Source organism: Pseudomonas sp. LTR0, from assembly GCF_036630035.1.
Lineage (GTDB): Bacteria > Pseudomonadota > Gammaproteobacteria > Pseudomonadales > Pseudomonadaceae > Aquipseudomonas > Aquipseudomonas putida_Y.
The window spans coordinates 2,207,273-2,222,550 of sequence record NZ_CP123734.1; the positions used below are offsets into that span (position 1 = coordinate 2,207,273).

The window sequence follows — 15,278 nt, forward strand, 5'->3', positions numbered from 1 at the left end:
CGCCCAACGATTCCCGCCAAGGAGCTGCCCATGGCCACCCCAAGCAAAGCATTCGCCATTGCCCACGACCCGCTGGTGGACGCCGACAAGGCCCACTACATGCACGGCTACCATGTGTTCGACGAGCACCGCGAGCAAGGTGCATTGAACATCGTCGCCGGTGAGGGCGCCTACATTCGCGACACCCATGGCAACCGTTTCCTCGATGCCGTCGGCGGCATGTGGTGCACCAACATTGGCCTGGGCCGTGAGGAAATGGCCGTGGCCATCGCTGACCAGGTGCGCCAGCTGGCCTATTCCAACCCGTTCTCCGACATGGCCAACGACGTCGCCATCGAACTGTGCCAGAAGCTCGCGCAGCTGGCGCCGGGTGACTTGAACCATGTGTTCCTCACCACGGGCGGCTCGACCGCGGTCGATACGGCCTACCGGCTGATCCAGTACTACCAGAACTGCCGCGGCAAGCCGCACAAGAAGCACATCATCGCCCGTTACAACGCCTACCATGGCTCCACCACCCTGACCATGTCGATTGGCAACAAGGCCGCCGACCGGGTGCCGGAGTTCGATTACCACCACGACCTGATCCACCACGTCTCCAACCCCAACCCGTACCGCGCGCCAGACGACATGGACGAGGCGGAGTTCCTCGACTTTCTGGTAGCGGAGTTCGAGGACAAGATCCTTTCGCTGGGTGCCGACAACGTGGCGGCGTTCTTCGCCGAGCCGATCATGGGCTCGGGCGGGGTGATCATTCCGCCCGAGGGCTACTTCCAGCGCATGTGGCAGCTGTGCCAGACCTACGACATCCTGTTCGTCGCCGACGAAGTGGTGACCTCGTTCGGGCGTCTGGGCACCTTCTTCGCCAGCGAGGAACTGTTTGGCGTCACCCCAGACATCATCACCACCGCCAAAGGCCTGACCTCGGCGTACCTGCCGCTGGGCGCGTGTATTTTTTCCGAGCGCATCTGGCAAGTGATTGCCGAGCCGGGCAAGGGCCGTTGCTTCACCCACGGTTTCACCTACAGCGGCCACCCGGTGTGTTGCACGGCGGCGCTGAAGAACATCGAGATCATCGAGCGCGAGCAACTGCTCGATCATGTCAAGGACGTGGGGGGATACCTTGAGCAACGTTTGCAGAGCCTGCGCGAGCTGCCGCTGGTGGGGGATGTGCGCTGCATGAAGCTGATGGCCTGTGTCGAGTTCGTCGCCAACAAGGCCAGCAAGGCACTGTTCGCCGATGAGGTGAACATCGGCGAGCGGATCCACAGCAAGGCGCAGGGAAAAGGCTTGCTGGTGCGTCCGATCATGCACCTGAACGTGATGTCGCCTCCGTTGATCATCACCCATGCACAGGTGGACGAGATCGTCGAGACCCTGCGCCAGTGCATCCTCGAAACCGCGCGTGAACTCACGGCACTTGGCCTGTACCAAGGCCGATGAACCTGGCGCAAAGGGCTGTGCGCGGGCGTGCCTGGCAGGCTAGACTGCCGGGCATGACCCAGGCCTCTCCCGACACCCCGCTTACCCTCACAATGGGCGCGCTGCAGCAGTGGCACGCGGCGTTGCAACGCGCCCTGGCCCATGGCGAAACCCCCGAGGCGCTGGAGTATGTGGCCGCTGCCATCGGCCAGTTGGTGCAGGTGGAGTCGATGATGATCAGCCTTGAGTGCCAGGGGCGGGCACCGCAGTTGCTGTACCAGCAAGGCATCCCCGAACGGCACCGGGCCGCCGTGCTGGAGCGCTATTTCAGTGCCGGCTACCTGCTGGACCCTTTCTGCCTTGCCGTGCAAAGCGGCCTGGCCGAAGGTTTCTACCACCTGCAGGAAATCGCCCCCGACAACTTCTTCGAAAGCGACTACTACAAGGCCTATTACCTGGGTACAGGTTGCAGTGAAGACAGCTACTACATCGTCGACCTCAGCCCAGGCCGCAAGCTGTCGCTGAGCCTGTTCCAAGGCTGCAGCGGCAAGCGCCTGAATGCCGGGCAGGTCGACCTGTTGCGTGCGCTGGAGCCGATGGTGCGCGAACTGCTGGGGCGTTATGCCCGGCACAACCTGGAACCGGGCGCTGCATCAACCGAGCGTGGCAGCCTGCAGGCAGCGTTCGACAGCTTTGGCTGCCAGGTGCTGACCGACCGCGAGCGGGAAGTGGCGCACATGATCTTGCGCGGGCACTCGGTGAAATCTACCGCGCTGGAGCTGGGTATCTCGCCGGAGACCGTGCGCATGCACCGCAAGAACCTGTACATGAAACTTGAGATCAACTCGCAATCGGAGTTGTTTGCACGGTTTATCGACTGGTTACGCGGTGATCAGCTGGAAATCCTTAGCGTAACGCGGTGATCAATTTTCTATACCTCCCGGTATATGGACAGCCCTGCACCTTGCCGCATAGCTTAACCCTCGACGGGGCGCGCCATGCTCAAGCCATAACAACAACGATGCCCCGTTACATTTCAGTCCTGCCAACCCAAAACTCTAAAAATGAGGCGGCAAATGGAAAGCATCGGCACCTATGTCATCTACGTCATCATGGTGTGCGCGGTACTGGGTGCCCTGGCATCCATCTACAACCCCGAAGGCGAACTGGGCCAGGAGTTCATCGCCGGCCTGCACAGCATCGGCCCCATCTTTATCCCGGTAGCCGGCATCATGGCGGCGATCCCGTACATTTCAGCTGGTATCAGTCATGTGATCGCGCCACTGTTCCAGGCCATCGGGGCCGACCCTGGCATCGCCGGTCCCATCTTCATCGCCTCGGACATGGGCGGCTACCAGTTAGCCAAAGCGCTGGCGCAAAGCCAGGAAGGCTGGATCCTAGGCCTGATCACCGGCTTTCAGTGCGGCGCCACCATCATCTTCGTCATTCCGGTCGGGTTGGCCATGCTGCGCAAGGCCGACCACAAGTACATGGCACTGGGGATCATGGCCGGGCTGCTGACCATTCCGCTGAGCATCATGATCATTGCCATGACCATGCAGGCGCTTGGCCTGAGCGTGCGTCCGGACATCGCTACCACTGGCGCCGCTACCCAGGCACTGCACTTCACCTGGGCAATGCTGCTGCGCAACCTGATGCCGTTGATCCTGTTTTGCATTGCCCTGGCAGCAGCATTGCGCTACTTCCCCACACTGATGGTGTACCTGTTCCTCAAGCTCGGCCAGTTCATGTACATCGCCGTGGTTCTGGTGCTGGTAGCGTCCATCGTGCAGTACTTCACCGGCCTGTTCAGCCACCTGTTCGGCAGCTGGGGTTTTGCGCCGATCATCGCCGATGCCGATGATCAGTTTCGCGCCTTGGAAATTGCTGGCTACATCGGCCTGATGCTGTGCGGGGCGTTCCCCATGGTGCACTTGCTCAAGCGCTTCCTGGCGCGGCCAATCGAACGGGTTGCCTCGCGCTTTGGCATGTCTGGTGTCGGTGCGGCCGGGGTATTGGCGGCCTCGGCGAATATCCTGGCCATGTTTCGCTTGGTCAGCGAAATGCCGCCCAAGGACAAGGTATTGGTGATCGCTTTCTCTGTGTGCGCCGCGTTCACCTTTGGCGACCACATGGCCTTCTCCGCCAACTTCCAGCCCTCGCTGATACTGCCGTTGATGATAGGCAAACTCAGTGGCGGCCTGATCGCCATGCTGCTGGCCAGTTGGCTGGCGGTGCCCAAGGCGCAGGAGTTGGGGCGTCAGGACGCTGCCGCAGGTGTCTGCAAGGGGGTGGCCGAGCCGTCCTGAGCAAAAGCGTCATGCGCATAATCCGGAGCGTCCTGGGCGCTCCGGATTTTGTGTTTTTAACCGATCAAGGCGGTAAGGTCATGCAGGCCTTCGGTGCATGAGCGTGTGGTGAACAATGACAAAAGATGAGGCAAACGAGTTGGCAGCGGTGATCGAGGCGATCGGCAGCGAACAGCTGGGACCGGCGCTGGATGCGTGGCTGCGCAGCAAGCTGACGTTCGACATGAGTTGCGCCTACCTGTTCCAGTTCAATCAACCAGCACTGCTGGTGCATAACGGGTACAACCGTACGGTCACGGAGCGTACGTTGAACGCCTACGTGCGCGGCGGCTACCTGCTTGACCCGTTCTACGTTGCTTGCGTCAACGAGCACCCAGCCGGGCTATGGCGCATGAGCGAACTGGCACCTGACTGCTTCTTCTCTTCAGGGTTTGCCATTTCCAAGGACATCCACCCCTGCGTGTCGTCCGACTATGGGACGGCGGTGGATGAGGTGGGCTTCATCATTCCCCTTCGGCCCCGGTTGGCGATCGTCTATTCGCTGATGCGCAACCACGGCAGCGGGGATTTCGGTGCAGGAGAAATGGACCTGTTGGCTGCAATGTCGCCGCTGCTGGCTTCGGTTTTTGGTCAGCACTGTCGATTGCGTTACGCTGATATCCTGCGCGCAGCACCAGAGGGGGTGGTGCTGGAGGACGCCTTCGTAGAGATCTTGCAAGGGCAACTGACTGAAACGCAGCGCCTTATCGCCAAGTTGTTGTTACAGGGGCACAGCAATGCGTCGATTGCGCGGCAGCTGAATATTTCCGATGGGACGGTAAAGGTGCACAAGCACAACATCTATCAGCGCCTGGAAATTTCATCCAACGCCGAACTGTTTCGCCTGTTTATCGATTATCTGGCCAAGGGCTGATACAGCAAGGGGCTGCAAAGCAGCCCCTTGCTGTATCAGGTACAGGTCACCTGAACAGCGGACTCAGGTGCTCGCTGAGGTAGATCCCTTGCGGATCGAGCTGGCGGCGCAGCTTACGGAAGTCCTCGGCACGCGGGTATATTGCACTCACATCTTCACCCGTCAGGAAATGCAGCTTGCCCCAGTGCGGTCTGGCGCCATAGGAACGCAGGATCTGATCCACCGCCCGCAGATAGTCCCAGTAGTCGGTACCCGGCTGGCCGGACACTGAAATGGTCACGCTGTCCTGCTCGAAGAATGGGCTCATCCACGCCCCGTCACCGGCAGTAAAGCGGTACTCGATGGGGTAGATGGCCTTGGGGAAGTCCTCCAGCATCAGCTTGCGCACGGCCCGCAACGCTTCCTTGCTGTGGCGCAACGGCACAGCGTATTCCAGCTCGTGAAAGTTGGGCAGGTACTCGATCGGGTACACATCCGAGCTGTAGGCCACTTTCTCGAACTCGCTTTCCCAGATCGGGTGGCCGGTGATGTCCATGACCTTCACTTCGCAGACATCGGTGGTGCGCCCGCTTGTAGAGGTGGCGGCGGTATCGGGTAGGCAATAGCAATGCCGGCTTTGCTCGTAGGGGCACCAGAAGAAGCTGAAGTGGCGGTGTTTGCGTGCCAGTTCGTCGTGCTTTTCCATCACGCTTTCGAAGTCTTCGCGCCAGATGCGCTCGTGCAGGTTGAAGCTGTCGGTCACCTGCAAGGTCAGTTCGGAAACAATGCCCAGTACGCCCAGCGACACCCGACCCGCTTGTAGCAGGTCAGGGGTGCTTTCGTCGACCACGAGTATTTCGCCATTGGGTTGCACCAGCTTCATGCCGACAATCGACGAGGCCAGGTTGCCGAGGGTCAGACCGGTGCCGTGGGTACCGGTAGTCAATGCGCCTGCAATCGACTGGCTGTCGATGTCGCCCTGGTTGACCATTGATAACCCGGCGGCACGCAATGTCTTGCCCAAGGCATTGATGGTGGTGCCGGCGGCAGCGGTGACGCGCTTCCTCTCGTGGTCGATATGGCGTACGCCGCTCATGTTGGCCAGGGTCAGGTGCAGGCCATTGGTCAGTGCCACTGGGGTGAAGGAATGCCCCGAGCCGGCCACGCGCACGTTCATGCCATTGCTGCTGGCCTGGCTGACCATTGAGCACAGTTCGTCCTCGCTGGCCGGTGCCCCGCGTGCTGTACGGATGCAGGACTGGTTACCGGCCCAGTTGCGCCAGTGCGCGTGTTCAAGGCCGAATTCGTTGATATGCATGTTGTTGGAAGAGGTGCTCACATCGTTCTCCTGCCGGTTGTTCTTGTAATCAGAGGGCGGTGTAGCCATTGTCGGCAAACAGGTGCGCACCGTTTACGAAACTGGCGTCGTCACTGGCCAGGAACAAGGCTGCGCTGGCGACTTCCGAGGGTTGGCACAAGCGCCCCTGGGCGGCAGCGATGGCCTGTTCGCTGACGTCCACGCCATGTTTGCGCAACATATCGATCTCGCGCAGGCCGTGGGCGGTGGCGATGAAGCCCGGGCAGATGGCATTGGCGCGAATGCCTCGGTCGCGAAACTCCACAGCGATAGCCCGGGCGAACATATGGGTGGCACCCTTGCTGGTGCAATACAGCACCTCCATCGGCGTGCCCACCACTGCCGAGATGGATGAAGTGCAGACGATACTGCCGCCGCCGGCCGCGAGCATGCCCGGCAACACCGCGCCGGTGACCAGGAACATGCTCTTCACGTTCACGGCCATGATCCGGTCCCATTCTTCTTCACTGGTTTCCAGGAAGGGCATGGCCGACAGGATGCCCGCGTGGTTCATCAGCACGGTGATGTGGCCGAAGGCCTCTTCTACGGCCGCCACCGCGGCCTTCACTTGTTGTGCGTCCGAGACATCGGCGGCGGCGAAGATGGCCTGGTAACCTGCATCACGCAATCGCCTTGCAACTTCGGCGCCCTTGCTGCCGGGCAGGTCGACAATGCCTACCCTTGCCCCTTCTACCGCGAACAGCTCCGATGCGGCTAGCCCGCAGCCACCCGCACCGCCAGTGATCAGCGCCACCTTGCCGTTAAGACGTCCAGCCATGTTCGACTCCCGATGATTTTTGATTGACTGTCTTGAGCCCGGGCGTTTCGCGATTCGCGTGCCGGAGCATGAAACAGATCATCGGGAACATCCATATACCGATGGGTATACGGGGCACGCATAGGCAATGGGGCAGGGCTATAGAGTCCCTGTGGGGCCTGCCCGCGAAGCAGGAGAACCGGTGCATAGCACGGGCTTTGCCCGTGTTCGCCGGCGCGCCCGCTCCCCACAAGGTGCATGGTGTGTTCATATTGCCTGTTGCTCGATCAACGCCAGGCACCGCTTCACGATCGGGCTTACATCACCCTTGCGCCGGCTGAGGATGATGGGGCTGACGGCGCCGCTATCAAGCAGGCCGACATACTCGATATCGGGACGGTGCTGCTGCTGTACCGATGCTGGCACCAGGGTCACACCGACGCCAACCGCTACCAGGCCGATGGCGGTCTGCAGTTCGTTGGCCCACTGGCTGACACGAATGCTCATGCCGTGGTGGGCGAACAGCGCCAGCACGTGGTCGGCATAGCTGGGCCGGGGATTGGCCGGGTAGAGGATGAACGCTTCGCCAGCCAGCTGGGCCAGACTGAGCGGGCTGCCCGCCAGGGGGTGGCCCTTGGGCAGCACGGCCACCAGCGGGTCCTCGCACAGCACCTGCTGGTGAATCACCGGGTCGTCGATGCGAATGCGCCCGAAGCCAATGTCGATACGCCCGCTTTTCAGCGCCTCCACCTGTTGCAAGGTGGTCATCTCGTTCAGGCCCAGTTCCAGCTCGCTGTCCTGGCGCAGCTCGCGGATCAGTTCCGGCAGCACGGTGTACAGGGTAGAGGGCGCAAAGCCGATGCCCAGCCACTGGCGCTGACCCTGGCCGATGCGGCGGGTGTTGTCGCTGATGTTCTGCAACTGCTGCAGCACGGTGCAGGTCTGCTCGTAGAAGAAGCGGCCGGCTTCGGTCAGCCGCAGCGGACGTTCGCGTACCACCAGCAGGGTGCCGAGCTGGTCCTCCAGTTGGCTGATCTGCCGGCTCAGTGGTGGCTGGGCGATGTGCAGCAGCTCGGCGGCGCGGGTGAAGTTCAAGGTCTCGGCCAAGACTTTGAAGTAACGCAGGTGGCGCAGCTCCATCAGACCTCCAGGGTATGGTGGGAGATTCATTTGATATTGGACGGTCGTCAGGGTCTCGCGCAATCCTTCAACAATCAAGTAAACGCATCACTCGGGCCTGCAACTGAAAGCCCGACCTGACGGGACCTGGCAACAATGACAAGCGCGCTGATTGAACACATAGAGGCAATTATCGTCGACCTGCCGACCATTCGCCCGCACAAGCTGGCGATGCACACCATGCAGCAGCAGACCCTGGTGGTATTGCGCCTGCGCTGCAGCGATGGCGTGGAAGGCATCGGCGAAGCCACCACCATCGGTGGTCTGGCTTATGGCTACGAAAGCCCCGAAGGCATCAAGGCCAATATCGACACGTACCTCGCCCCGGCGCTGATCGGCCTGCCAGCAGACAACATCAATGCCGCCATGCTCAAGCTGGACAAGCTGGCCAAGGGCAATACCTTCGCCAAGTCTGGCATCGAAAGCGCCTTGCTCGACGCCCACGGCAAACGCCTGGGTCTGCCGGTCAGCGAACTGCTGGGGGGCCGCGTGCGTGACAGCCTGGAGGTGGCCTGGACCCTGGCCAGCGGCGACACCGCCCGCGACATCGCCGAAGCACAGCACATGCTGGAAATTCGCCGGCACCGCGTGTTCAAGCTGAAAATCGGCGCCAACCCGGTGGAGCAGGACCTCAAGCATGTGATCGCGATCAAGCGCGAGCTGGGTGACAGCGCCAGCGTGCGGGTCGACGTCAATCAGTACTGGGACGAGTCCCAGGCCATCCGCGCCTGCCAAGTATTGGGCGACAATGGCATCGACCTGATCGAGCAGCCGATTTCGCGCATCAACCGCGGTGGCCAGGTGCGCCTGAACCAGCGCAGCCCGGCACCGATCATGGCCGATGAGTCAATCGAAAGTGTCGAGGACGCCTTCAGCCTGGCCGCCGACGGCGCCGCCAGCATCTTCGCCCTGAAAATCGCCAAGAATGGCGGCCCGCGCGCCGTGCTGCGCACTGCGCAGATCGCCGAAGCCGCCGGCATCGCCTTGTACGGCGGCACCATGCTCGAAGGTTCGATCGGCACCCTGGCGTCGGCCCATGCATTCCTCACCCTGCGCCAGCTCACCTGGGGTACGGAGCTGTTCGGGCCGCTGCTGCTGACCGAGGAAATTGTCAACGAGCCGCCGCAGTACCGCGACTTCCAGCTGCACATCCCCTATACCCAAGGCCTTGGCCTGACTTTGGACGAACAGCGCCTGGCGCGTTTCGCCCGTCGCTGATCAGCAAGCAAGGAGATAACCATGTTGTTCCACGTAAAGATGACCGTGAAGCTGCCGGTCGACATGGACCCGGCCAAGGCCGCCCAGCTCAAGGCTGATGAAAAGGAACTGGCCCAGCGCCTGCAGTGTGAAGGCACCTGGCGCCACCTGTGGCGCATTGCCGGGCATTACGCCAACTACAGCGTGTTCGATGTGCCCAGCGTCGAGGCGTTGCATGACACATTGATGCAGCTGCCGCTGTTTCCGTACATGGACATCGAGGTCGACGGCCTGTGTCGGCATCCCTCGTCTATTCACAGCGACGATCGCTGATTCGCACCTGTATGCCTGACAAGAACAATACGAGGTAAGCACGATGACCGTGAAAATTTCCCACACTGCCGACATTCAAGCCTTCTTCAACCAGGTGGCTGGCCTGGACCATGCCGAAGGAAAACCGCGCTTCAAGCAGATCATTCTGCGCGTGCTGCAGGACACCGCTCGGCTGATCGAAGACCTGGAAATCACCGAGGACGAGTTCTGGCACGCCGTCGACTACCTCAACCGCCTGGGCGGCCGTAATGAGGCGGGCCTGCTGGCTGCTGGCCTGGGCATCGAGCACTTCCTCGACCTGCTGCAGGATGCCAAGGATGCCGAAGCCGGCCTTGGCGGCGGCACCCCGCGGACCATCGAAGGCCCGTTGTACGTTGCCGGGGCGCCGCTGGCCCAGGGCGAAGTGCGCATGGACGACGGCACTGACCCAGGCGTGGTGATGTTCCTTCAGGGCCAGGTGTTCGATGCCAACGGCAAGCCGTTGGCCGGTGCCACCGTCGACCTGTGGCACGCCAACACCCAGGGCACCTATTCGTACTTCGATTCGACCCAGTCCGAGTTCAACCTGCGCCGGCGTATCATCACCGATGCCGAGGGCCGTTACCGCGCGCGCTCGATCGTGCCATCGGGGTATGGCTGCGACCCGCAAGGCCCAACCCAGGAATGCCTGGACCTGCTTGGCCGCCACGGCCAGCGCCCGGCGCACGTGCACTTCTTCCTCTCGGCTCCAGGGCACCGCCACCTGACCACGCAGATCAACTTTGCAGGCGACAAGTACCTGTGGGACGACTTTGCCTATGCCACCCGTGACGGGCTGATCGGCGAACTGCGTTTTGTCGAGGATGCCGCGGCGGCGCGCGACCGCGGCGTGCAAGGCGAGCGCTTTGCCGAGCTGTCGTTCGACTTCCGCTTGCAGGGTGCCCAGTCGCCTGACGCCGAAGAGCGAAGCCATCGGCCGCGGGCGTTGCAGGAGGGCTGAGCCCGAGGTTGTGTCACTGTGATTTTGCCTGGGGCTTTCCGTGCGGGGAGGTCCCGGGCTTTTTGCTGCAAGGGCCTGGTGATCTAGAATCGTCCTTTTGCTCAGGCCCCACACCATGCTCCCCCTCGCGCTGCTGCCAACCACCATCGACCAGGCTCCACTGATCCGCAATCTCTACCAGTTCTATTGCTACGAGTCCTCCGACTGGGAGCAGGAAGACGTCGAGGCGGATGGCCGCTTCTACATCCACGAGCAGCACCTGCAACGTTACTGGCAGGACGACGGCTGGGGCGCGTTTCTGGTGCTGGCAGACGGGTTCATCGCCGGCTTCGTGCTGGTCGAGCGCAGCGAACTGCCTGGCATCGATGCGCAGGAGCTTGCCGACCTGTTCATCTTGAAGAAGTACCGTCGCCAGGGCATCGGCCAGGCGGTGGCGTTGCAGTTGCTGGGGGGCAAGGGCGACTGGCTGCTGCGCTGCTACGCACAGGATCTGGCCGCCGTGGCTTTCTGCAATGCAGTGCTGGCGAGCCTGCCGCGGCCGGCGCAGGCTATCGCTTTGGGGGATGAGCCGGACTTGCTCAATTTTCTGGTGACTGGCACCCGCCATTGAGGGGGCGTGCGCTTTCGTTCGGCCTGATAACGAGAAGCGTCATTTTTGTGAGTTGCTTCACAAAATTTTCATTGGAAGCATAATGCCATTATCGCTTTCCAAGACCCGGCCGCCGCTTGCCGGGGTCCCTTTTCATGCGTTTCGAAAGTTCAGGTAAAGTTCATGTCGCTCGCAGCAAACCCCGACATCATGTACCGGCTATTGATCCAGAGCGTGGTGGATTATGCCATCTACCTGCTTACCCCTGAAGGTATCGTCGCCAACTGGAACCCCGGGGCCCAGCGCGCCAAGGGGTACCATGCCGAAGAAATCGTCGGCCAGCACTACTCTGTGTTCTACACCGATGCCGAGCGCGCAGCCGGGTTGCCGACATTTAACCTGGAGCAGGCGCGCAGCACCGGACGCTTTGAAGAAACGGGCGCACGCCTGCGCAAGGACGGTACGGCCTTCCACGCCCATGTGGTCATCGAAGCGGTGTACGACGATGCCGGGCAACTGGTGGGTTTCGCCAAGGTCACCCGCGACATTTCCGAACGCCACCGCCAGGAGCTCGAACTGCTGCAGGCCAAAGAGCTGGCCGAGCAGTACAGCCAGGAGATGGCCAAGCTGTCGCAGTTCCTCGATTCGGTCATTGCCAACATTCCCGCGAGCGTCATCGTCCAGGACCTGGAAAGCCAGCGCATCCTGTTGGCCAACCAGCAGGCCGAACGCCTGTTCGGTGGGCCGCAGCGCAGCATGATCGGCCAGTTGCCCAAGGAATGCCTGGCACCGGCTGCCGGTGACTACCTGGAGCAGCAATTCGTGCGTGGTGCCCGCAGTACCAAGGGGCACGCCGCCGAAACCCGCGTCGACACTGCCCGTGGTCCACGCACCCTGCGCAGCCGTACCCTGCTCAGCCAGAGCCGCGAGGGGCAGGCCGATTACGTGTTGTTCGTGGCAGAAGACGCCACCGAAGAGCTGGCCGCCCATGCGCAGATCCACCACATGGCGCACCATGACGCGCTCACCGGGCTGCCCAACCGCACGCTGTTCCACGAACGGTTACGCCAGGCCCTGTTGCGCGGCAGCGAAAACGCCAAGCTGACCGCTGCCCTGTGCCTGGATCTGGACAACTTCAAAAACATCAACGACTCCCTTGGCCATGCTTTCGGTGACAAGCTGCTACGCGAGTTGGGCAAGCGTCTGCGTCGCGAACTGCGTGAGCACGACACCTTGGCCCGCCTGGGTGGCGATGAGTTTGCCGTGGTGCTGACGGGCCTGGAGGGGCGGGATGCCGCATGTAATACCGCGCAACGCCTGATCAAGGCCATCAGCCCGCCGTTCCAGATCGAAGGGCATCAGTTCGCGGTGGGGGTGAGCATCGGCATCGCCATCGCGCCTGATGACAATGACCAGGCGGAGCAGCTGTTGGGCTATGCCGACATGGCGCTGTATCAGGCCAAGCGTAACGGCCGTAACCGTTATGAATGCTTCGATGTCGAACTGGACGTTGCCGCCCGCCAGCGCCGTCTGATGGAAACCGACCTGCGCACAGCGCTGCACCTGGGGCAGTTGCAGCTGCACTACCAGCCGGTAGTCGATCATCAGACCAGCAGCGTTACCGGTTATGAGGCGCTGCTGCGCTGGGAACACCCGACCCGTGGCATGGTCATGCCGATGGATTTCATCCCCATTGCAGAAGAAACCGGGTTGATCCACGAGCTGGGCAACCGTGCGCTGAATCTGGCCTGCCAGGAGGCGGCCAGCTGGGACGGTGAGCAGACGGTGTCGGTCAACCTGTCGGCGGTGCAGTTCAAGAACGGCGATCTGGTGCATACCGTCGCCCTCGCGCTGGCCGACTCTGGCCTGCCGCCGCAGCGACTGGAGCTGGAAATTACCGAATCGGTGCTGCTGGGCAACAGCGAGGAAAACGTGCGCACCTTGCGCGCCCTGAAAGACCTGGGCGTGTCCATTTCACTGGATGACTTTGGTACGGGCTACTCATCGCTGGGCTACCTGCGCTCGTTCCCCTTCGACCGGATCAAGATCGACAAGTCGTTCGTGCATGACATGTGCGACAGCCGCGAGGCCATGTCGATCATTCGCGCCATTACCGAGCTGTCCAACAGCCTGATGATCAAGACCACGGCCGAAGGCGTGGAGTCGGAGGAGCAGATGCGCCGGCTCGCGGCGGAAGGCTGTTCGCACTTCCAGGGCTACTTTTACGGGCGGCCGGCACCGGCGAGCGAGCGGTTGAAGCAGGTCATCACGCAAGAATAGTGACTTGCGCGGCGGCCTCAGCTGTTCCAGTCCGGCGCAAACGGCGGGCTGACCACGCGCTGGTCTTTCGGCAGCCCGGCAATGGCTGCGCGGTCTTCGTCATCCAGCTGTACGGTCAATGCGGCCAGGTTGGCCAGCTGGTTCTCGCGGCTGCTGGCTTTGGGGGTCGCCGCCACGCCGTCCTGATCCAGCAGCCATTTCAGCGCTACCTGGCTGGGCAGCACGCCATGCTTGCGGGCAATCGCCTGGATCACCGGCTGCGCCGCTGCCTGGCCGCGTGCCAGCGGGGTATAGGCGGTGAGCAACAAATCATGGCTGCGGGCGAAGTCGAGTAGAGGTTGCTGGCTGAGCAGAACATGGTATTCCACCTGAATCGCCGACAACGGCGCGCCCAGGGTTTCCACCACCTGGCGCAATAACCCCAATGGGAAGTTGGCCACGCCGATGTGGCGCGCCTTGCCTTCGTCACGCAGGGCTACCAGGGTGTCGATGCTGCGGGCCAGGTCCCAGTCTGTGCCTGGCCAGTGGATGTGGAACAGGTCAACCTGTTCGGTACCCAGCGCGCGCAGGCTGTCTTCCAGCGACTGACGCATGGCTTTGGGCTCCAGACGGTCCCACCAGACCTTGGTGGTCAGGTGAATCTGCTCGCGTGGCACGTCGCTGTCGCGCAGTGCCTGGCCAACGGCCGCTTCGTTTTCGTAGGCGGTGGCGGTGTCGATGTGTCGGTAACCCACGTCCAGTGCCTGGCGCACGGCCTGGGTGCATTCACTGCCGGTCATTGGCCAGGTGCCCAGGCCGATGGCGGGCAGGTCCAGGCCGGTGCGGGTGGTGAGCCTTTGCATGTAAATTCCTTGTCGGGTGCAGGGGTCGGTCGATGGTCAGCGATCAACCGTGCACGGGCCATGCATGCCAGGTGGAAAGTGGTCGATCAGCGAACAGAAATTGCACTTGGCCGGGGCAAGCGGCAAATGAACTTCCTTATTCTGCGGCATCTCTTCTAGAATCCCAGCTGTTACATCCGCCGGGCAATGCCTGCGCATCCTTCCCCGGGCGCGGCTTGCTGCCGCGCCGTCATCGAGAGAGCCATGAGTTCCAGCACACCGCTGTCCGGCGTCAACCAACCCCTGCGCGGCATCGCGTTGGTGGTGGTGGCGACGTTCCTGTTCGCCAGCCACGATGCCTTGTCCAAATTCCTGGGTGGCCTGTACCCGATAGTCATGGTGGTGTGGGCGCGTTATGTGGTGCACACGTTGCTGATGGCCGGCATCTTCCTGCCCAAGTCTGGGCTCAACGTGTTGCGCACCCGCCGGCCGGTATTGCAGACCTTGCGGGCCCTGAGCCTGCTGAGCACCAGCCTGCTGTTCACGACCGGCTTGCAGTACCTGCCACTGGCGGAGGCCACGGCCGTCAACTTCCTTGCCCCGGTGCTGGTCACCGCGCTGTCGGCGCCGCTGCTGAAAGAGCGAGTGACAGTGGGGCAGTGGGTGGCGGTGGTGATGGGCTTTATTGGCGTGCTGGTAGTGGTGCACCCGGGTGGGGCGATGTTTACCCCGGCCATTCTGTATCCGTTCGGTTCGGCATTGGGCTTCTGCTTCTATCAGTTGCTGACGCGCATTCTGGCGGCGCATGACAGCCCGACCACCAGCAACTTCTATGCAGGGTTGTGCAACACCTTGGCGATGAGTGCGCTGGTGCCGTTCTTCTGGGAAGTGCCGCGCTGGGACCATGCTCTGTTGATGCTGGCACTGGGCGGCTTTGGCATGACTGCGCACCTGCTGTTGACCCAGGCCTTCCGCCATGCAGCGCCAGCGTTGCTGGCGCCGTTCAGTTATTGCCAGATCGTGTTTGCCGGGTTGCTCGGCTTCGTGGTGTACAGCCAGGTGCCGGATACCCTGAGCCTGGTGGGGATTTTGGTGATCTGCCTCAGCGGGCTCGGTGCAGCGTGGATGCAGCGCGGCAAATAGCAGCCGCGTGCTTCAGGCTG

The 15,278-nt window shown here is 62.1% G+C and carries 14 protein-coding genes; 10 read left to right on the forward strand and 4 right to left on the reverse strand.

Annotation, left to right across the window (positions count from 1 at the left end; translation table 11 throughout):
* Positions 1 to 30: 30 nt before the first annotated feature.
* From QCL51_RS10160 to QCL51_RS10175, 4 genes are all read left to right on the forward strand, one after another.
* Entirely contained in the window at positions 31 to 1,443 is a 1,413-nt protein-coding gene (locus QCL51_RS10160) for an aminotransferase (protein ID WP_021782057.1), read from the forward strand.
* 53 nt (positions 1,444 to 1,496) lie between these two features.
* On the forward strand, positions 1,497 to 2,345 hold the full coding sequence (locus QCL51_RS10165) for a helix-turn-helix transcriptional regulator (protein ID WP_103463137.1): 849 nt from the start codon (positions 1,497 to 1,499) through the stop codon (positions 2,343 to 2,345).
* Between the two features lie 153 nt (positions 2,346 to 2,498).
* Positions 2,499 to 3,731, forward strand: a complete 1,233-nt coding sequence (gene eutH / locus QCL51_RS10170; RefSeq protein WP_103444252.1) for an ethanolamine utilization protein EutH — start codon at positions 2,499 to 2,501, stop codon at positions 3,729 to 3,731.
* 115 nt (positions 3,732 to 3,846) lie between these two features.
* Positions 3,847 to 4,644, forward strand: a complete 798-nt coding sequence (locus QCL51_RS10175) for a helix-turn-helix transcriptional regulator (RefSeq protein ID WP_064493064.1) — start codon at positions 3,847 to 3,849, stop codon at positions 4,642 to 4,644.
* A 46-nt stretch (positions 4,645 to 4,690) separates the two neighbouring features.
* On the opposite strand, the gene QCL51_RS10180 is transcribed toward QCL51_RS10175, so the two are convergent.
* The 3 genes from QCL51_RS10180 to catR all read right to left on the reverse strand — a co-directional run bounded on the left by QCL51_RS10180 (position 4,691) and on the right by catR (position 7,877).
* Positions 4,691 to 5,962: a D-arabinono-1,4-lactone oxidase gene (locus QCL51_RS10180; RefSeq protein ID WP_017148266.1), complete on the reverse strand. Its 1,272-nt coding sequence runs from the start codon at positions 5,960 to 5,962 to the stop codon at positions 4,691 to 4,693.
* Between the two features lie 28 nt (positions 5,963 to 5,990).
* Complete coding sequence (locus QCL51_RS10185; protein WP_103444253.1) at positions 5,991 to 6,758, reverse strand: SDR family NAD(P)-dependent oxidoreductase; 768 nt, start codon at positions 6,756 to 6,758, stop codon at positions 5,991 to 5,993.
* A 246-nt stretch (positions 6,759 to 7,004) separates the two neighbouring features.
* Positions 7,005 to 7,877, reverse strand: a complete 873-nt coding sequence (gene catR, locus QCL51_RS10190; protein WP_003256113.1) for an HTH-type transcriptional regulator CatR — start codon at positions 7,875 to 7,877, stop codon at positions 7,005 to 7,007.
* 135 nt (positions 7,878 to 8,012) lie between these two features.
* On the opposite strand from catR, the gene QCL51_RS10195 reads away from it, so the two are divergent.
* From QCL51_RS10195 to QCL51_RS10215, 5 genes are all read left to right on the forward strand, one after another.
* Complete coding sequence (locus tag QCL51_RS10195; RefSeq protein WP_103469777.1) at positions 8,013 to 9,134, forward strand: muconate cycloisomerase family protein; 1,122 nt, start codon at positions 8,013 to 8,015, stop codon at positions 9,132 to 9,134.
* Positions 9,135 to 9,155: 21 nt separating this feature from the next.
* The gene (gene catC, locus QCL51_RS10200) at positions 9,156 to 9,446 is read left to right on the forward strand and encodes a muconolactone Delta-isomerase (protein ID WP_338444810.1); all 291 of its coding nucleotides are present in this window, start codon (positions 9,156 to 9,158) and stop codon (positions 9,444 to 9,446) included.
* A gap of 43 nt (positions 9,447 to 9,489) precedes the next feature.
* Positions 9,490 to 10,425, forward strand: coding sequence for a catechol 1,2-dioxygenase (gene catA, locus QCL51_RS10205; protein ID WP_338444811.1), 936 nt, complete (start codon positions 9,490 to 9,492; stop codon positions 10,423 to 10,425).
* A 115-nt stretch (positions 10,426 to 10,540) separates the two neighbouring features.
* Positions 10,541 to 11,035 (forward strand): GNAT family N-acetyltransferase, encoded by a 495-nt coding sequence (locus tag QCL51_RS10210; RefSeq protein WP_021782051.1) that lies wholly within the window; start codon positions 10,541 to 10,543, stop codon positions 11,033 to 11,035.
* A 162-nt stretch (positions 11,036 to 11,197) separates the two neighbouring features.
* A complete protein-coding gene (locus QCL51_RS10215) occupies positions 11,198 to 13,294 on the forward strand; it encodes an EAL domain-containing protein (protein ID WP_338444812.1) in 2,097 nt (698 codons plus the stop codon).
* Between the two features lie 17 nt (positions 13,295 to 13,311).
* Here the strand turns inward: QCL51_RS10215 and QCL51_RS10220 are convergent, their stop codons facing one another.
* Positions 13,312 to 14,136 (reverse strand): aldo/keto reductase, encoded by an 825-nt coding sequence (locus QCL51_RS10220; RefSeq protein WP_338444813.1) that lies wholly within the window; start codon positions 14,134 to 14,136, stop codon positions 13,312 to 13,314.
* Between the two features lie 243 nt (positions 14,137 to 14,379).
* On the opposite strand from QCL51_RS10220, the gene QCL51_RS10225 reads away from it, so the two are divergent.
* Entirely contained in the window at positions 14,380 to 15,258 is an 879-nt protein-coding gene (locus tag QCL51_RS10225; RefSeq protein ID WP_010954509.1) for a DMT family transporter, read from the forward strand.
* Positions 15,259 to 15,278: the final 20 nt, after the last annotated feature.